The sequence below is a fragment of the Aequorivita viscosa genome (assembly GCF_900106795.1).
GTDB classification, from domain to species: domain Bacteria; phylum Bacteroidota; class Bacteroidia; order Flavobacteriales; family Flavobacteriaceae; genus Aequorivita; species Aequorivita viscosa.
The window spans coordinates 96,638-115,489 of sequence record NZ_FNNS01000008.1 but is presented as its reverse complement, the minus strand read 5'-3'; the positions used below and the strand labels follow the sequence as shown (position 1 = coordinate 115,489).

Sequence of the window (18,852 nt, the reverse complement as noted above, 5' to 3'; positions counted from 1 at the left end):
GATTAAGTATACTTTTTAGTTGTTACATTTTAGTGGTGAGCTTAATAGCAAGCTATCGCTTTAATAAAAATTCTTTCAGTGCCTGTCAGCTTTGGCTGAACGGAATTTTGAAATATTTTAATCGGACACTAATGTAAAGCTATAAGTTTTTATCAGTCAAAGTTTAACGCTAAACCTTATGTTTGATTTCCAAACGGGTTTAGCGTTTTTTGTTGGCTTCGATTTGTATTTACTTTTTAATGATTTTCTTGGTCTGAATTTCGCTCCCGCTAATTAATTTCAGAAAATAAACTCCATTTGAAAAATCTGATAAATCTATTTGCGTAAGATTTTCCGATTGTGATTTTTTCAATCTTCCTAGGGAATCGTAGATTTCTAAATATTCCACACTTGAGTTCTTTGATTCAATATGTAAAATGTTTTTGGTAGGGATAGGGTAAATATTTACATTTTGGGTTTTAAAATCATCTGTGCCCAAGAGATAAATAGTACCTATTGTATCTATCTCAAAATCCCCATTTTCATATGCACCATTAAATGAAATTTCTGGATTGTGGATTATCCACATCTCGCTCACATTGGTCAACACTTCCGCAATTGAATTCTCGCCTTCAATCAATGAAAAAAACTGTGGGGATGTTTCAAATTCTACAATCGACCATGCCCCAGTGTTTGCGGGTATTATTGTCGGTTCGGTAAAAACAATTTTTGAACCTTCAAAATCTGTAAACCCTAGGCGAAGATGGAGGTCAAAGGAATTATCATTCTTTATTTCCATAAATATCTTTGCAGCTTCCCCGCTATAATAGTTATCCTGAAAATAGGCGGGATTTCTAATGGCCATTTCGCCATTAACAGAGTTGCTGCCATCACAACTTTTTTTCAAGCTAAATGGATTTCGTTCCGCTAATGATAAATTTGCGGTCGACCCATCAGAGTTTGTTCATGCCTCCAAAGTTCCAGAATCAAAAAAAGTGTATCCAAAAGTTTGACTATAGCCAAAGGAAACGGACAAGAACAAAATATAAAAGTATAAGTTTTTCATAGTTCAGGGTGTTTGAGTTATCAATCTTATTTAGTCTAAAAAGCTGTATTGAATTATTCATCACAACTTTCTTTATGCTTCTTTTTAAAGAGGTTACCAATCCGTCTAAAAATGCTCTGTCTCTCAACTACAACCATTCCCGTAGTAACAACTTCTCCATTATCTTTCATTTCAATATTCAAAAAACCTGTTGTTTCGTTTACTCCTATTTCTTCGGTTTCAAAACCTATAAATGAGACTATTAGAATAGGATTTGCTTTTAGCATTGTCTTACTTACAGATAATGAGAAGTTTCCGTCATAATCGGTTTGTGTTCCGTAGTGCGTACCCATAAGGTGAATATTTACTCCTGGTAATGGGTAATGAGTATCGCTTACAACTCCTGAAATACGTATTGAATCGTTAGGTTTATCAATTTTATGTAATTCTCGCTTAACTTTTTCAAATTGTTGTGTTTCGAACGTTTTTGGAGTAGCATCTTGTCCATACGAAGGTGTTGCCAAGGTCAATAATGATGATATTCCTAAGAAAAAACCAATTTGAGAAACTTTGCTGTTTTGTGCTGAAAGTATAGGCACGTTTAATTGTTCTTGCCTAAATTTTCCACAAGGATTTTTACTTTGTTTTATAAGTCTTTCAATTTCTTGATTAGATTTACCGGTGAAATCAAGTACTTCTTTTTGGCAATTTGAGCAATAGGCACCTCGTGCAGTAGGAGTCATTTCGCTCCATTTTTCATTACAAGGTTTTGGTACTTTAATAGTGTACTTCATTTTATTTCGGTTCAATAAACAATTAAATTGAGCCAATTTGTACTTGAAAACTTGACTTATAACTGAATTTAATAAGATTTTCGAGTTAAAACCCTAGATATTAGCTTACTGTTCGCTACAATTTAAGGAATAATTTGAAACATTGAACTAGTCTACTTCTATTTATTGTTTGCTTTAACCTTTTTAAGAGGAAATAGGTGATAGTGAGATGATTTCGAAAAACATGTAGTAGAAGTGAAGGGCTTATTTTTCTTTAGAGTAATCTAATTTCCCATTTACTAATTTAGCAGGTGAAGTATACGGATGTTCTGTAGCTGTATTCTGGTTCATGATATGAAGAACCTCCCAGCCTTGTACTTTTAGGGCATCAGAAATCAAGGAGCGGTGGCAACTCCACCAAACAGCTTCGGCACACATAATAGCAGTTCGTTTTTCTGTAGCCAAGGTTTTAAGTTGGTCTAAAGCAGTGTTAAACTCCGTAGTTTCCATATAATCTGCGTAGGCACGAAACGAAGTCAGTCGCCAACCATCATTCTTTGAATTGGGCTCCATTTTTCTGCGACCGCCTAAATCTATAATATGTTTGTAATCGAAACCATTTTCAGGAAGACTTGTCGCTAGATTATCTTTATTGAAATGTGGAAATTTCCGTGAACCTGGATAATGGCGTACATCCACAAGTAATTCTATTTCGAAAGTTTTGAGCAATTGCAAAAATTCGGTTAGCGATCGAGTAGAATGACCGATTGTCCAGATGGTATACATTTTAAATAAAAATTGTTAACGTTATAAAATAAGACGCTATTTTGGTGTTCAAACCTTGGTCTTTTTGGCTTAGTGAAGTTAGCCTTCTAGTTATAAAGTTATGAAAACAACCAAGTTTTATAAAATATATAAAGTGTTTTAACGGAAGTTTAAAATAAAAGAAGCTGTTTCAAAACCAAGATATTGCTAACTTTTCTGTTTAAGTGGAGGTGGAGGTTATCGATTTCCAACGCTTTAAAACAGCTGCAATAAATCAATTTTGAGACAGCTTTACATTACGACTCAATGAGTATTGAACTTTGCTATTTAACTAGAATGCCCATAAATTCGCTCATACAAGTCTTTGTACATTGCTTTAATCACCTTTCGTTTCATTTTCATTGTAGGTGTAAGTTGTCCGTCTTCAATGCTCCAAACATCGGGTGTTATTTCGAATTTTTTAATTTTTTCCCATTGGCCAAAACGTTCGTTGTAGTGGTCTACTTCTTCTTGGATTCGTGCAATAACCTCTTTATTATTGACTAATTCTTTAGGGTCTGAAGGTAAGTTATGGCCTTTTAATTTACCCCATTCCTTGACAAATTCGAGATCGGCTTGAATTAGGGCAGCAGGCATTTTTTCACCTTCACCTATCACCATAATTTGTTCGATAAAACGCGATTGCTTCATCACATTTTCAATGATTTGTGGCGCAATATATTTTCCGCCACTTGTCTTGAACATTTCTTTTTTACGATCTGTAATTTTTAAGAACCCTTCGCTGTCTATTTCACCAATGTCGCCAGTATGAAAATAGCCTCCTTCCATTACTTTTGCGGTTTCTTCTTCATTTTTGAAATAACCAACCATTACCTGTGGTCCTTTCACTAAAATTTCGCCATCGCTTGCAATTTTTACTTCAGTTTCGCGAAGTGGCTTGCCAACAGTCCCAATTTTAAATCCTTTATTTCTCATGTCATTAACTGAGATTACAGGAGAGGTTTCTGTTAGACCATACCCTTCCATAACTGGAATTTGTCCTGCGTTAAAAACACGAGCCAAACGAGGTTGTAGTGGTGCGCTACCAGATGCGATTGCCTTTATGTTTCCGCCTAAAGCTTCACGCCATTTGCTAAAAATAAGTTTGTTGGCAAGTTTAAGCTGAGTTTCGTACCACCATCCGTTTTGTTCGTAAGGTTCGTAGCGCAACCCTAGGTCTATAGCCCAGAAGAATAGTTTCTTTTTAACGCCTGTTAGCTCAGTTCCTTTAGCATAAATTTTATCGTACACTTTTTCCAATACTCTTGGAACAGCCGTCATTACTTCTGGTTTTACTTCATTTAAGTTCTGGCTAATGGTTTCGAGCGATTCCGCGAAGTAAAGCTCTACACCACAGTATTGATACATATAGTGAAGCATCCGTTCGTACACATGACATACTGGTAAAAAGCTGAGTCCTTTAGATTTTCCCATTTCAATTGGCAATCTTTCAGAACTAAAAATGGCGTTACTTGCAATGTTTTTATGCGAAAGCATTACGCCTTTAGGCTTTCCAGTAGTTCCCGAGGTGTATATTAAAGTAGCGATATCATTTTCGCCTATCGCTTCTTTTCGTTTGTCTAATTCGCCCTGGTTGCTTTCGTCCTTACCTTTCTCTAATACTTCCGACCAGTTTTTGGCGCCGTCAATTGTATCAAATGTGTAAACTTCCTTTAAAGAAGGAACATTATCCTTAATCGACATAACTTTATCGTAAACCTCTTTATCTGAAACGAAGCAATAAACGGATTCACTGTGGTTTAAAACGTATTCATATTCTTCTTCCGAAATCGTTGGATAGATAGGAACGTCTTGTGCCCCAATTTGCATAATTCCAATGTCGCATATATTCCATTCGGTTCGATTGGTTGAAGATATTAATGCAACTTTATTATTTGGTTGTACGCCCATTTGTATTAGTGCACGACTAAGCGCATTTGCTTTGTCTATATACTCTTGAGTAGATGTAGGTACCCATTTACCGTTGTATTTGGTTACTAAAGCATTTTTTTGTGGGTAATGCTCAAGTTGGTAGTATGGGAAGTCAAAAAGTCTTTTCGGGTTTGTCATGATAGTATAGTTAAGGAGGACAATTTAACAATAATTTTTGAGGTTTTTGTCTTGAATAAAAAAAGGAATGCCACTTTGTAACATTCCTATAAAATTAATGTATTTTTTTCACCTTTTCAACTGCGCTATTAACGAAACATTCGAAAAAGGTAAGAACATATTGTTTTTTGAATTTTGTATTCTATAAAATCATCCTCAAGCAATTTCATAATGCAATTTCATAGTTCCTGTAAATTTTTCTTTTTGAGCGCTTACTGCTATTGTTACGAAAGTGCAAATAGCGAAAATAATGTGAGTTTTCATAAGTTTTTGTTTTTTAGTAGATTATCGAAATTTTTCAATAAAAGTATGATTGTTCCGATTGCCAAAACATACCCATTGACGGGTACTTTTTTGTATGAAATTCAAATTTAAATACATGCATTGATTTGCTTTACAATTGGTTTCATAATTTTGTTTGGCTGTAATAAATAAGAGATTAATACTGGTAGCACTTAGTCTAGTCTTTTATACCGAAATCCGTTTTTTAATTCTTTCAAAAATGTAAATTCGCATTAAATCAAAACCTTTAATTCACTTGTATTATGAAGTTTTTTAAAACCTTAGCCCTTAATTTGTTTTGTCTCACTCTTTTGGTATCCTGTGCAGAATCACAAGAAAAAGTTTCTGAAGACAAGGAATTTAAAGTCGATTTCGAAACGTACACTCTAGATAACGGTTTACAAGTTATCTTTCATATAGACCGTTCAGACCCTGTGGTGGCAGTAGCCTTAACAAGTCACGTAGGTTCAGCTAGAGAAATTGAAGGTAGAACTGGTTTTGCACATTTATTCGAGCATTTACTTTTCTTAGAATCAGAAAACCTAGGAAAAGGTGGACTCGATAAAATGAGTGCTCGTATTGGAGGTTCTGGCGCAAATGGTTCTACTAGTAGAGATAGAACAAATTATTTCCAAACCGTGCCCAAAGATGCTTTAGAAAAAATGATCTGGGCGGAAGCTGATAAGCTTGGCTTCTTTATCAATACAGTTACAGAACAAGTCTTGGCAAAAGAAAAGCAAGTGGTGAAAAATGAAAAACGCCAAAGAGTAGACAATGCTCCTTACGGTCATAATTTTTACGTAATTCATAAAAACCTTTATCCAGAAGGGCATCCTTATAGTTGGGAGGTCATCGGGTCTTTGGAAGATCTTCAAAATGCAACCCTTCAGGATGTAAAAGACTTCTATAACCGTTGGTACGTGCCGAATAACGTAACCCTGACCATTGCTGGAGATATTGATGTTGATCAAGCAAAAAAATGGGTTGATAAATATTTTAGTGAAATTAAACGCGGCGAGGATATTCCTAAAATGGAAAAGCAGCCTGTTACGCTTTCTGAAACTAAAAAGCTGTATTACGAAGATAACTTTGCCCGTGTACCTCAATTAACGCTTACTTGGCCAGGGGTTTACCAATATCATCCAGATTCGTATGCCTTAGAGGTTTTGGCGACCTATTTGGCAAAAGGTAAAAAAGCTCCTTTATACCAAACGCTAGTTGAAGATAAGAAGCTAACCGACGAAGTGGATAGTTATCAATACAACTCTGAAATTGCGGGTCAGTTTATGATGCAGGTTACTGCATTTCCAAACACAAGCTTGCAAGAGGTTTTAAATGGAATTGAAGAAGGATTAAAAAAGTTTGAAGCTGAAGGGATTTCTGAAGCCGATTTAGATAGAATTAAAGCGGGGCAGGAAACTGCTTTTTATCAAGGACTTTCAAGTGTATTAGGAAAAGGATTCCAGTTGGCTCAATATGAAATATTTGCAGGAGACCCTGGATTTGTAAATCAAGATGTGAAAAACATTCTTGCAGTTACGCCTGATGATGTAATGCGAGTGTACAACCAATATATTAAAGGTAAGAATTATGTGGCAACAAGCTTTGTTCCTAAAAATCAAAAGAATCTTGCCCTAACAGATTCTAAATTAGCAGACGTAGTGGAAGAGCCAATTGTTGAAGGTGCTGAAGAAAGTTTTGATGCAAGCGTAGTTGCGGAATATGAAAAAACACCTTCAAGCTTTGACAGAAGTGTGGAGCCTCCTTATGGTGAAAGTCCAGATGTGAAAGTTCCAGAAGTATGGAAAGACGAATTGTCTTCAGGTATTAAATTATTTGGAATAGAAAACAATGAAGTGCCTTTGGTGCAGTACAGAATTCAACTTGATGGCGGAATGCTTTTAGAAAATTCAGAAAAAATTGGTGTTTCAAATTTACTAGCAAGTCTAATGACTCAAGGAACTGCTACTAAAACTCCTGAAGAACTGGAAAATGCAATTGAAAGTCTCGGGGCATCTATAAATACTGTAGCTACAAAAGAAGCTATTATGATTTATGGAAATACATTGGCTAAGAATTATGATAAAACGATGAGTCTTATTGAAGAAGTTCTACTTAAGCCAAGATGGGATGAAAAGGAATTTGAACTTCAAAAGCAAAGTGTTCTAAGTCAAATTGAACGTCAAAAAGCCAATCCAAATAGTATTGCAGGTATTGAATTTGACAAGTTGATTTACGGTGAAAGCAATATCTTATCGCACGACAATTTTGGAACTAAGGAGTCTGTAGAGGCTATTACTTTAGATGATTTAAAAACATATTACAACACATATTTCTCGCCAAACATTACTAAATTTCACATAGTGGGTGCTGTGTCACAAGCTGAGGTTTCACGCTCGCTAACGTCATTAAATGATAAGTGGGCATCAAAAGAAGTATCGTTTCCTGAAATAGCTGAAATTAAACACCCTGAAACTTCAAAAATTTATTTTTATGATTTCCCAGGAGCAAAACAATCTATTCTTAATTTTGGTTACCCGGCTATAGCTGCTACACACGCAGATTTTTATCCTGCTAATTTAATGAATTACCGATTAGGCGGTGGTGGTTTTGCGTCGCAACTTACTCAAGAATTACGCGAAGGTAAGGGTTACACTTATGGTGTTCGTTCTGGATTTACAGGTTCAAGTATTGAAGGAACGTTTATGATAAGCAGTGGTGTTCGCTCTAACGTTACTTATGAGTCCACAGCCTTAATAAAAGAGATTTTAGAAAACTATGGTAAGAATTTCAATGAAAATGATTTGGAAATTACCAAAGGCTATATGCTAAAAAGCGGAGCAAGAGCTTTTGAAACATTAAATAGCAAGCTGTCTATGCTTTCAAATATTAGCAACTACAACTACCCAGTTGATTATGCAAAACAACGCGAAGCAACTGTAAAAGCGTTGACAGTAGAAGAAGTTAAAGCCTTAGCTGAAAAATATATTCGTCCAGATAGAATGATATATGTAGTAGTTGGCGATGCAGCAACTCAATTGGATAAACTAGACCAACTAGGAATGGGAAAGCCAATTCTATTGAACAAATAAAGAAGTTCTGAACCAGACATTAAATGCAAAACTTCAATCGTATGCGAACTTTTTGTGAAACTTACTCAAGTAAATTCACTTAAAGTTCGTAAAGGTATTTCAAAGCTCAAAAGGTCGTGAAATTAATTTTCAAGACTCTTGCACTTTACCCAGAAACCGTTTGAATTCAACCCCGATTTCGTTTTATTCGGAAGCGAGAAGCGGTTCTTTATCCTTCGTAGGCATAATGGTTTGCAGTAGGATTGCAATTCCCATCACCAAAGCGCATCCTACTAAATTCAACCATAAGTAGGGCATCAAATCTATATACCAAAAATAGATAATTACTACTTGGGTGATGAGGGCAGCTATAAAAACGGCTCTGCTTTTTACATATTTAATAAAGAAAGCCAATAAGAATATTCCCAGAACATTTCCGTAGAAAATAGAGCCAATAATATTTACTAGTTGAATCAGGTTGTCAAACAAATTTGCAGTACAAGCTACTAGAATGGCAATTATTCCCCATAAAAGAGTGAACCCTCTAGAGGCTGCTACATAGTGTTTTTCTCTTTTTCCCGGTACGTTTCTTTTGTATAAATCTATAGTTGTTGTACTTCCCAAAGCATTTAATTCGGAAGCGGTAGACGACATTGCAGCACTTAGAATTACGGCTAGCAACAATCCAATCAAGCCACGAGGAAGGTTATGCAGAATGAAATGTATAAAAACGTAATCCTTATCATTGGTTTCGGCATTTGGATTCGCCTTTTTAATAACCGCTACAGACTGGCTTCTAAGTTCATTTTCTGCTGCATTTAATGTTTTAATCTCGGTAGCAAGTTTTTGTTTTTCAAGTTCGTTTTCGGCTTTTGAATAACTTATTTGTGAAGCCGACAGTTGTTTGTCCAACGCTTCTTTTTGGGCTTCCAGATCATTGTATTCACTGGCGTACTTAGATTCCTTGACATCTTTTACCGCCGATGGATTAAAGTGAAGTGGAGAACTATTAAATTGATAGAACACAAAAACCATAATTCCCACCAATAGAATAAAGAACTGCATCGGAACTTTCAATAAGCCATTCATAATTAAACCCATTTGGCTTTGCTTCACGCTTTTCCCTGAAAGGTAGCGCTGCACTTGACTTTGATCTGTCCCGAAGTAGGAAAGGGCTAAGAATGTCCCTCCAATTATCCCACTCCAAAAAGTATATCGATTATCAAAATCGAATGAAAAATCTAGAATATCCATCTTTCCATTGGCTCCTGCAATTTCAAGAGCCTTGGAAAAAGTAATGTCCAGCGGTAAGTAATTTAGAATTAACAGAAACGCAATTGTCATTCCTAAGAAAATAACCCCCATTTGCTGCTTTTGGGTAACGCTCACAGCTTTAGTACCTCCACTTACGGTGTAAATAATTACAAGCACCCCAATAATAATATTGAGATAAATTAAATTCCACCCAAGTACAGCCGAAAGTATAATAGAAGGCGCAAAAATAGTAATACCACACGCCAAGCCACGTTGGATTAAAAATAAAATGGCGGTTAAGGTTCTTGTCTTTTTATCAAAACGGCTTTCGAGGTATTCGTATGCGGTGTAAACATTCAGTTTATGGTAAATTGGGATAAATACCATACAAATAATCACCATCGCAATTGGCAGTCCGAAATAAAACTGAACAAAGCCCATGCCGTCGTGAAAGGCCTGTCCTGGGGTTGAAAGAAAAGTGATGGCACTAGCTTGAGTTGCCATAACACTCAACCCAATGGTCCACCAATTCGCTGAATTCCCTCCTTTTAAAAAATCGCCTACATCTTTTTGTTGACGAGACTTCCAGGTACCGTAAAGCACGATAAAAAGAAGTGTTCCGATTAAAACAACCCAGTCAATTTGTTGCATTTAGACGAAATTTTGCATTATTAGATAAAACAAATAAATGTATATAGCGTTGAATAGAAGCACGAATGTAAAGCTCCTTTTCCAGACGAATTTATGTTTTTCTTCAGTCATTTTTATATGTGTTATTTTCCGATTGAAAGCATATTTGCAAACAGCCTATATGCTCCCGGGACTCCCGCTGGAAGTTCTCTAAAAAAGCTCAAGCCTGTATAAATATAATACCCTTTTCCGTATTTCGCGACAAGCAACGATCCTTTCGTTTTTGGGTCACCTTTGTCGTTCATTCCAAGGATAGGAGTAAATTCCTTTGCCCATTCATCAGGGAAGTACAAACCTCGTTCTTGAACCCAACCTTCAAAATCTCTTTGGGTTATTTTGTTAGGAGTATTTAAAATCGGGTTTTCTGGAGCAAGTAGTTTCACTTTAGAAAACTCATCGGTAACCCTGTCTCGAGAAAGTTTTAACGAATAGGGGGCAAGGTCTTCGGTCACCAAACCACGACTTGTGTTGTATTGAACAATTACCGTTCCTCCGTTTTCAATGTATTTGTTTAGAATGGGTTGAACAAAAGCTAGTTCCGCAACGATATTATAAGCACGAATTCCTACTACAATAGCGTCAAAACCTTGAAGGTTTTCTGCCGAAATATTCGCAGGATCAATCGTTGTTACTGAATATCCAATTTGCTTTAAACTTTCTGGAATTGCATCGCCAGCGCCATTTATATAACCTATGTTTTCACCTTTTTTCTGAATGTCAATTTTAGCAACTTTCGCTTCCGAAGGCAATAATACACTTTGATAAGGAATATGCTCGTAGTCGATTGTTACCAACTCTCTGTCAAACGTTTTTCCTTCAACATCTATAATCGTTTTTAAATATCCTTCACTTTGTCCAGTTGGTGGAATTACCGTGAAATTTAAAGTTTTTGTTTCCCCCAATCGTTTTAGATTAAAGGTTTGTTGTGTTGGTGAAACCTTCCAACCTTTTGGATGTTCAAGACTTACATTGCCAGAAATATCATTTTTTCCGGCGCGAACCATTACAGAAACATTTTGAGATGCATTATCCGCGAAGATTAAAACCTTTTCAGGAATTGTTGCCGTTACTTCGGGTAAAACTTCTAACGGGCGATACACTTCGCCCTTTACAGGATCGTTAAATTTATATATTATATTTCTTGTATATGGAATTGTAATTATTCCAAAATCTAACTCGAACACTAATTGTTCAAGTGGCGGAGTAACGGGGAGACCGCGTAATTGTTCTGGTGCTGCATACATACCGAGGGTTCCTTCTTCGTTTAACCAATAAGGAGATGAATACATGGGATTATGAATTCCCGAACTCACTGTTACTTCAAATTTCTTGCCTTCATTAAAAGGTAGCACTCCACTTTGGTTCCATAGAATATTGCCTTCAAGATTTTTTACAGATTTCAAAGTCACATTTCCTATGCCTCGGTTGATGGCTTCAAGAGTTACTTTAAAAGTGTCATTAGGATTTATTGTATTTACTTCGGAAACGGCTTCGAGAAAAATTCCGCTACAGTCAATGATAAGTTGTTTAAGTTGCTTTAACTTTATTTTTTTCCAGTGTTCATCTTTTAAATTTGAAATAAGTGGATACGCTTTTAATAATTGCGGAAGCATTTTGGAAGGATTTGAAAAGTTGAAGTTTGTTTCCAACGGATTTAAAATTGCTCCAATTTCCTGTCCGCCTTCAAGTCGTGTCCAATTTGTATTTATACCTTCAAATAAATTGTTGTTTTGAGGTTTTGATCCTTTAAGTAGTTCTAAATATTCTGTTTCTGATCCTCGCGAGCCCGTGCTTCCAAACCCTTGCGATTTGTGCATACTCCTGCTCAGGGAAGCTATTTCGCCATTGGAGAGACCAAGGGAAGGGAAATAATTGCCTGTTTCCACGGTAACGTGTTTCGATTTGTCTGCTTTTTCAAATTTTTCTTGGCTGCCATAAAACCACCAAGATGTGTTGAAAAATAGACGCTTCGGTTGCCAGATTCCATATTCCTGTGCAGATTCTGGAAATTTCGAAGCGTTGTTTACATCATCAAAAGCTTCTACGCTAAGCATTGCCGATGCGGTGTGATGGCCGTGCGTCGTCCCAGGACTTCGGTGATCGAACCGGTTAACGATAATGTCAGGTTTAAACTGTCTGATGGTTCTAACTACTTCGCCTAGAACTTCTTGTCGGTTCCAAAACTCAAATGTTTCATCTGGGTTTTTACTGTAGCCAAAATCATTTGCACGTGTGAAAAATTGTTTGCCCCCATCAATTTTACGCGCTTCCACAAGTTCTTCGGTGCGAATTACGCCTAGAAGCTCGCGCAATTCAGGGCCAATAAGGTTTTGCCCGCCATCGCCACGGGTTATGGATAAGTAGGCTGTATTTGCGTGAACATCATTTGCTAGGTAGGAAATTAGACGCGTATTTTCATCATCTGGATGTGCTGCAATATATAAAGCAGAACCTATAAAGTTTAGCTTTTGTAGGTTGTGATATATCTCTGAAGAAGTTGGTTTTTTGGGTGCTTGAGCCGAAATTGCTATGGTGAAAAATACAAATAGAAACTTGAAAAAGGATGATTTTTGCATAGAACTAATTAATTTTTACTCACAAAAGCTTCAAAGATACTTATAAGCAATAAATCTACTTTACGAAATTCGATGTTGAACAGCTAACTATGTGTTAAATTATGGCGTTATAAGTTTTTGGCTGCCAAAAACACTACGAGCGCAATTTAATCGTGTGGTAGGTTTTCAGTGTTTTTATCAGGCGTTGGCTGAGGTTCAGGAATTACTTTAGGCTTCACTATGCTAACTCCTTTTTGTAACATCATACTGTTTGGGTATGTTATAATTTCGTCATCGGTAGCGTGAAGAATAATGTGAAAGGTTTTTATGTCTTCAATATAGCCTTCGCAAGGTATTTCTTTGTCATGAATTTTAATATAATCGCCAATTTTATACGGAAAGGTAAAAAACATAATAACCCCGCTAGTAACATTGCTTAAAATAGACCATTGTGCAAAGAAAGCAATCCCAATTACCGCAAAAATAGACGACATTACAAGTCCGAGGTTTTTAAAATCTACTCCCCAAATAGTAATCAGTCCCAGAATCATAATAAATAAAACAGCAAAATCTACATGTTTCATTATTAAACCCGTTCTGTGTTCTAAGCGTTCAATTTTGTTTGCAAAGTTCCGGATAGTACGTTTTAAAGCCCACCGTATTATTAGGAGGACAATTATTAAAGCGCTGGACTGAATTAATTGTATAGAGTATTCTGTTATTTCCTTCATGTGTAATTAGTTACATTAAATCTAATGAATCCCTTAAATGCGTAAATTCATTTCGGTTTTTGTTCCAATAATCAATTTTCATTCGGTTACGCTTTGTAGCTGTGGTTCGTAACCTTAACGTGTCATTTTGTTTTGAAACATTTACCTCTTCCCACTTTTCAATTTCGTAAGGAAATCTACTTTTAAAAAACAGTTGCAACTGTCGCTGTAAGTCTATATAATTTAGGGTATAGACTGTAATGGAGTCTCCTTGCTTCAGATTAGCGAAAGCTTTGTACTCTTTTATTTCCTTATGTCGAAGTCGAATGTATTCAAAAGATGGAATTACAGATAAATCGCCTGTGGGAAGCTCTTCTGGATTAATTCGAATTAGATTCCAAAGTTCATCTTCAAGCCAGGTTTTCTGTAATGATAGTTTTTGGTCTGCTTCACCTTCAAAGTAGGAGTGCGCTTCAATCTCAAAATCATTTCGGTTGTTGAGCTGCATATATACTTGTCCGCACCATTCTTGAACGCTATTGCTTATTTTTAAGGCATGGCCTGTTGTGGAAATAGGGCTAAAGCTACTGCTCATAATAGCATAAGGGTAAATACCGGTATTGAAATTTTTCATCTGATTTAATTTCATAACCAGGCTATTCGTAGTGGATGAGGTATTTGCCTTAACCTGCTCTTCAGGCAAAAATTCTTCGGTAACAAAAATATTTACAGCCGTTCCTTCCCTAATTTCGCCATAACGCTCTTGCATCAATTTGTACGAAGTGATTTCAGCCTTTCCATCAAACCAATAATCTTTAAACTCTGTAGAAATGTTACGTGAAGTCTTTGTTTGAAGGTCGTTGGTTTTGTTTTCAACCCCTGTCGGACTGTTTTTTTCTTCGGAAGAATTGCAGCCGCTAATGAAAATCAATAAAATAAAAAGTAGTGTGTAGTTTGAAACATTCATGCAACAGCAGATTTCTTGCTAAATTACCAAAAAATCAACGGGTAGCCATATCACTTAACGTTTTATAAACAAGTCGAATAGGAAGACCCATTACATTAAAATAACATCCTTCAATCTTTTCAATTCCAATGTAACCAATCCATTCTTGAATACCGTAACCACCCGCCTTGTCAAGAGGTTGATAGTTTTTTATATAATAATCTATTTCTGAATCTGAAAGGGTTTTAAACCACACTTTGGTAACATCGTGCACCGTTTTTTGAAACCCTGATGTGGTAAAGCAAACCGAAGTTATTACCTCATGCATTTGACCGCTCAATTTGCGCAGCATTTCTTTGGCTTGTTCTGTGTTTTTGGGTTTTTCAAGTGCGGCTTCATTTAGCCAAACTATGGTGTCACTTGTAATAAGAATCTCGTCTTTCTGTAATTCGGTAAAAGCAGCAGCTTTTTGCTGCGAGATGTAATCTGTTATTTGAGAATGAGTTAAATGTGAAGGGTAGGTTTCATCTATTGCTTTTACTTGAATCTTAAAATCTAAATCTAATTCTTTAAAAAAATCTTGCCTTCTAGGAGAGCCTGAAGCAAGAATGACTTTGTGATTTTTAAGTATTTCGCGAAGCATACATGATGTTTTAAAATGAATAATAAAAGGATTCTAATTTTTTGATGAAATACATATACAAAGTACTACAAAAGGGCAATTTGAAATAAAAGCAACGAACAAATTCCTGTAAACATCACTATTTTAAGTAATGTAGAAAGAAAACCATACTCTTTTTTAGTTTCTGCACTCCACGCTTTGATGCAAAAAAACAATAGTGGCGCAACTATAGCAAAAAGGAAGTATAGCAATAAAACTTGTTGTTTATAAAGGTATTCATACATATAAAAAACCACTCCCATAACCAATAGGGCGCCGAGGATAAAAGTGATAGTTGTTGTTCTTTTTCTTCCTAAAGCAATGGCCAGCGTATTTAAACCTCCTTTTTTATCGCCATTGATATCTTGTAAATCTTTAACTATTTCTCTTAAAAAATTGATGGAAAAAGCAAACAGGGCATAGTCTAAAACAATACTGAAAATAGTAGATTGGGTGGCCTGATTTTCGGGGGTAACGGCAGGTAAAAGATCAAAAAGTGCGACAACAATAATGCTCATAGCCACTAAGGCGGAAATAAGTAAGTTTCCAACTAACAGCATACCTTTTAAATAGGAAGCATATAAATAGAGCAATGCCGAAAAGGCGATAAATAATGCCGAAAATCCAGGTCTGCCTATTATATTAGCAAGATAAAACCCAATTGCAACCCCAATTACGTTTAAAATTATAAACAGGTTATTGGCACTTTTTTCGGTGATTGTTTTTCCAATAAGAACTTTTTCTGGCTTATTGATTTTGTCGATTTCCACATCGTAAATATCATTTATAATATTTCCTGCAGCCGCAATGCAAAGTGTGGCAACTACTAGAAGTGAAAACCCGAAGCCGTTGAGTGTTATTTCAATTCCAAACGGATGAAATAGCCCGTATTTTATGAAAAACTGCACAAGTGCAATAAATATTAGGTTTTGATAGCGGATGAGGTGGAGGTATTTCAATTTTTAATTATAAGTTTTTTGGTTAGTTATAAGTTCATGGTTATGAGTTCGAATCCAGAATTGTCATTGAATATATTCTATCAAATTTGATTGAATGTTTTGAAAGCAATTCAGAATTTAGAATAAGAAAGTTGTTTTTAGTTTTCAAAATGTATCGAAGGCCAAGATGTACTCAATACTAGTCATATTTAGCACTTATACCTTTCGTAATGCCCCATTTACCTTGCACTTTCATTACTTGTTCCAAGACATCACGAACGCAGCCTTTTCCGCCTTTTTTATGCGATACATATTTTGATATCGCTTTTATTTCCTGAACAGCGTCTTGAGGGCAGGTGGGGAGACCAACTTCCTGCATTACTTCATAATCTGGTAAATCGTCACCCATATACAGCGTGTTTCTTAGTTCTACGTTTTTTTCTTTTAAATAATCTTCAAGAATTTCAGTTTTGTTATGAGCACCCAAAAACACATCTTTAATTCCTAAATTTTGTAATCGAACGCGCACGCCCTCATTATTACCGCCAGAAATAATACAGACGTGATATCCTTTTTCCACAGCAGTTTTAAGTGCATAGCCGTCTTTAATGTTCATAGTTCGGTACATTTCGCCTTGGGTTGTAACCATTATAGTGCCGTCGGTTAAAACGCCATCCACGTCGAAGATGAAGGTGTTTATGTGTTTTAAGTATTCTTTATAACTCATATTTTGCTTTTTACGGATTCACGATTTCTACCTTTACGTTTTCCAGATTCTTTTATACGTTTTTCAACGCTTTTGTAAATAGTTCATAAAACTCTTTGTTGTCACTGTTTTCTAGCAATTTTAAATGTTTGTCTATAGTCTTTTGGTCCTTTCGTCGGGCAGGACCGGTTTGTGCTGCTTTAGGCGAAAGGGTTTCAATTTTTAAAGCTGTTTCTGAAATAAGAGGCTTTAATAAATCGAATGGTAAGTTTTCTTTGTTCAAAATATCGCTTCCTATGGCGTATAAATGGTTCACAAAGTTATTTACAAAAACGGCGGCAAGGTGTAGCTTTAATCGTTTTTCTGATATAATCCCTACAACATTTTCTGAAATACATTCCCCTAGTTTTCTAAGAAGTTCTAAATCACGCACGTTTTCAGCTTCAATACAAATTGGAATGTTTTTAAAATTCACCTCCCGTTGCTTTGAAAATGTTTGTAACGGATAAAAAACGCCGCGTCTGCTGTTGTTTGAAAGCTCACTCATATTTACCCCACCCGAAGTATGGACAATCAGTTTATTTTGAATGGGCAGGCTTTCGGAAAATGGTGCTATTGCATCATCGGGGATACCTATAATATATACATCGGCATCCATTAGTTTTGAAATGTCTTGAGTACAAGGAACATTTTTCAATAGGCTAGAGGAAGAGTCGACGGAACTTCTATTGAAAACTTGTTTTATAACAACATTTTTGGCGCTGCTTAAGGCTATAAAGAGATGATGGTTAAGATTGCCAAACCCTAAAAACACTACATGTATCATAATGCGAAAATAAGGTAAATTTTAAATTTCAACGGAACACTTTACGATTTATCAATTCAATTTCGCTTTCTTGCTCCAATTGTTTTACGGCCCTAATAACCGTTTCCACCCTAAGTCCTGTAAGATCGGCTATTTGCTGTCTTGTTAGTTCTACTTGAAAGCGTTCTGTTGAACCGTATTTTCGTTTTAAAAAATCAATAAGGGTTAAAATACGATGTTCTGGCGTGTGAACAGAAATTTCCTTAAGGATAGTTGCTTTGTAATACAGCCTTTTGGCAAGCGCTTTTGTAAATTTTAAATGAACCTCGGGATTTTCTGTAAGAAGCTTAAAAAGTTTGGTTTTAGATAATTTATAAACCTGGGTTTCTTTTATCGCAGTAGCCGATGCAGGATATTTAAAATCGCCCAATAACGGAGGTTCTCCAAAACTATCTCCATCATAAAAAATGCCTTGAACAAACTCTTTCCCTGTATCGTTCAAATTAAACATTTTTATTTCTCCCGTTTTAATTTGGTAGTAAAAGTCTGCACGGCTGTTTTCAGAAAAAATCAACTCGGCAGGGTTATAAGTTTTCAGCGCGCAATTGTATTTTGAAAGTAAATTTTCAGGAATCATGTCTATATGATTAGCCTCATAAAATCTAGGCTATTAGTATGGGTAAATTTACCCATAAAACAATTAAAGATTAAATATTATGAAAATATTATCCTTAAAGGCTATGCAAGCCGAATTTGAATACGATTACTATATGTATGTACCGCTTACAATTATTTTAAATAGTTGTTTGGGATCTATTGCCGCTATGACCATTTTAGCCCAAGGTACATCATTACTTACGGGCATTGAGTTAACGCTTTGCGTGTCTCTATGTATGGGTTATAATGCTGCGTTATTATCGGGAGCTAGTAAAAAACTGAGCTTTTGGTTATTGGTGATATCATTAGTAGTCAATATGTTGTTGCTTTTGATAACTTTGCTGTAAAAAAATATGGCAAATCGTAAAATCAATTCTAGAGAAGACGTTTCCTTATTGGTTAGAACTTTTTATTCAAAAGTAAGAAAGGACGAACTGCTCGGCCCTATTTTTAATGGAATTATAACCGACTGGGAAAGTCACCTAGAACTTTTAACAGATTTCTGGGAAACCAACCTTTTTTTCAACCGTAAATACTTCGGAAATCCAATGCATGCACATGTTGAAGTTGATAAAAAGGTTGGTAACTCTATTAACGAAATGCATTTTGGAACTTGGATTAACCTGTGGGTTGAAACTATCGATACGTTGTTTGATGCTGACGATGAAAGAGCTCAAATTGCAAAAAACCGTGCACGAAATATGGGGACTTTTCTTCATCTTAATATTTTTAATTCAAGAACTCCTAACGCGGGGAAATAAAGCTTTCATTAAAACCTGTTTTTTATGATTACTTCTACGGAATAATCTACGTTTTATAGGTTTCTGTTATTCAAACTATTTAGCCGAGAATTAGGTGAAAAACCTT

General features: G+C 35.8%; 16 protein-coding genes. 3 read left to right on the top strand and 13 right to left on the bottom strand.

Features of this window, described 5'->3' with window-relative positions:
- Nucleotides 1-229: 229 nt before the first annotated feature.
- From BLW28_RS06545 to BLW28_RS06530, 4 genes are all read right to left on the bottom strand, one after another.
- Nucleotides 230-886 (bottom strand): T9SS type A sorting domain-containing protein, encoded by a 657-nt coding sequence (locus BLW28_RS06545; protein ID WP_073216751.1) that lies wholly within the window; start codon nucleotides 884-886, stop codon nucleotides 230-232.
- 212 nt (nucleotides 887-1,098) lie between these two features.
- On the bottom strand, nucleotides 1,099-1,818 hold the full coding sequence (locus BLW28_RS06540; protein WP_073216748.1) for a carboxypeptidase-like regulatory domain-containing protein: 720 nt from the start codon (nucleotides 1,816-1,818) through the stop codon (nucleotides 1,099-1,101).
- Nucleotides 1,819-2,061: 243 nt separating this feature from the next.
- Nucleotides 2,062-2,583 (bottom strand): DUF488 domain-containing protein, encoded by a 522-nt coding sequence (locus BLW28_RS06535; RefSeq protein ID WP_073216745.1) that lies wholly within the window; start codon nucleotides 2,581-2,583, stop codon nucleotides 2,062-2,064.
- Between the two features lie 306 nt (nucleotides 2,584-2,889).
- Nucleotides 2,890-4,671 (bottom strand): AMP-dependent synthetase/ligase, encoded by a 1,782-nt coding sequence (locus BLW28_RS06530; RefSeq protein ID WP_073216742.1) that lies wholly within the window; start codon nucleotides 4,669-4,671, stop codon nucleotides 2,890-2,892.
- Between the two features lie 584 nt (nucleotides 4,672-5,255).
- Between BLW28_RS06530 and BLW28_RS06525 the strand changes: the two genes are divergently transcribed.
- The gene (locus tag BLW28_RS06525) at nucleotides 5,256-8,084 is read left to right on the top strand and encodes a M16 family metallopeptidase (protein ID WP_073216739.1); all 2,829 of its coding nucleotides are present in this window, start codon (nucleotides 5,256-5,258) and stop codon (nucleotides 8,082-8,084) included.
- Between the two features lie 183 nt (nucleotides 8,085-8,267).
- On the opposite strand, the gene BLW28_RS06520 is transcribed toward BLW28_RS06525, so the two are convergent.
- From BLW28_RS06520 to BLW28_RS06480, 9 genes are all read right to left on the bottom strand, one after another.
- The gene (locus BLW28_RS06520; protein WP_073216736.1) at nucleotides 8,268-9,968 is read right to left on the bottom strand and encodes a sodium:solute symporter family protein; all 1,701 of its coding nucleotides are present in this window, start codon (nucleotides 9,966-9,968) and stop codon (nucleotides 8,268-8,270) included.
- Between the two features lie 122 nt (nucleotides 9,969-10,090).
- Nucleotides 10,091-12,583, bottom strand: coding sequence for a PIG-L family deacetylase (locus BLW28_RS06515; RefSeq protein ID WP_073216733.1), 2,493 nt, complete (start codon nucleotides 12,581-12,583; stop codon nucleotides 10,091-10,093).
- A 146-nt stretch (nucleotides 12,584-12,729) separates the two neighbouring features.
- On the bottom strand, nucleotides 12,730-13,293 hold the full coding sequence (locus BLW28_RS06510; RefSeq protein ID WP_073216730.1) for a mechanosensitive ion channel family protein: 564 nt from the start codon (nucleotides 13,291-13,293) through the stop codon (nucleotides 12,730-12,732).
- 10 nt (nucleotides 13,294-13,303) lie between these two features.
- On the bottom strand, nucleotides 13,304-14,239 hold the full coding sequence (locus BLW28_RS06505) for a septum formation inhibitor Maf (protein WP_073216728.1): 936 nt from the start codon (nucleotides 14,237-14,239) through the stop codon (nucleotides 13,304-13,306).
- Nucleotides 14,240-14,273: 34 nt separating this feature from the next.
- Nucleotides 14,274-14,861, bottom strand: a complete 588-nt coding sequence (locus tag BLW28_RS06500) for a Maf-like protein (protein WP_073216725.1) — start codon at nucleotides 14,859-14,861, stop codon at nucleotides 14,274-14,276.
- A 65-nt stretch (nucleotides 14,862-14,926) separates the two neighbouring features.
- Nucleotides 14,927-15,838, bottom strand: a complete 912-nt coding sequence (locus BLW28_RS06495; RefSeq protein ID WP_073216722.1) for a geranylgeranylglycerol-phosphate geranylgeranyltransferase — start codon at nucleotides 15,836-15,838, stop codon at nucleotides 14,927-14,929.
- A gap of 178 nt (nucleotides 15,839-16,016) precedes the next feature.
- Complete coding sequence (locus tag BLW28_RS06490) at nucleotides 16,017-16,544, bottom strand: KdsC family phosphatase (RefSeq protein WP_073216719.1); 528 nt, start codon at nucleotides 16,542-16,544, stop codon at nucleotides 16,017-16,019.
- A 52-nt stretch (nucleotides 16,545-16,596) separates the two neighbouring features.
- A complete protein-coding gene (locus BLW28_RS06485) occupies nucleotides 16,597-17,349 on the bottom strand; it encodes a Rossmann-like and DUF2520 domain-containing protein (RefSeq protein ID WP_073216716.1) in 753 nt (250 codons plus the stop codon).
- Between the two features lie 28 nt (nucleotides 17,350-17,377).
- Nucleotides 17,378-17,965, bottom strand: coding sequence for a Crp/Fnr family transcriptional regulator (locus BLW28_RS06480; protein ID WP_073216713.1), 588 nt, complete (start codon nucleotides 17,963-17,965; stop codon nucleotides 17,378-17,380).
- Nucleotides 17,966-18,044: 79 nt separating this feature from the next.
- Between BLW28_RS06480 and BLW28_RS15595 the strand changes: the two genes are divergently transcribed.
- Together BLW28_RS15595 and BLW28_RS06475 are read left to right on the top strand one after the other, a co-directional pair.
- Nucleotides 18,045-18,332: a hypothetical protein gene (locus BLW28_RS15595; RefSeq protein WP_073216710.1), complete on the top strand. Its 288-nt coding sequence runs from the start codon at nucleotides 18,045-18,047 to the stop codon at nucleotides 18,330-18,332.
- A 6-nt stretch (nucleotides 18,333-18,338) separates the two neighbouring features.
- Nucleotides 18,339-18,746: a group III truncated hemoglobin gene (locus tag BLW28_RS06475; RefSeq protein WP_073216708.1), complete on the top strand. Its 408-nt coding sequence runs from the start codon at nucleotides 18,339-18,341 to the stop codon at nucleotides 18,744-18,746.
- Nucleotides 18,747-18,852: the final 106 nt, after the last annotated feature.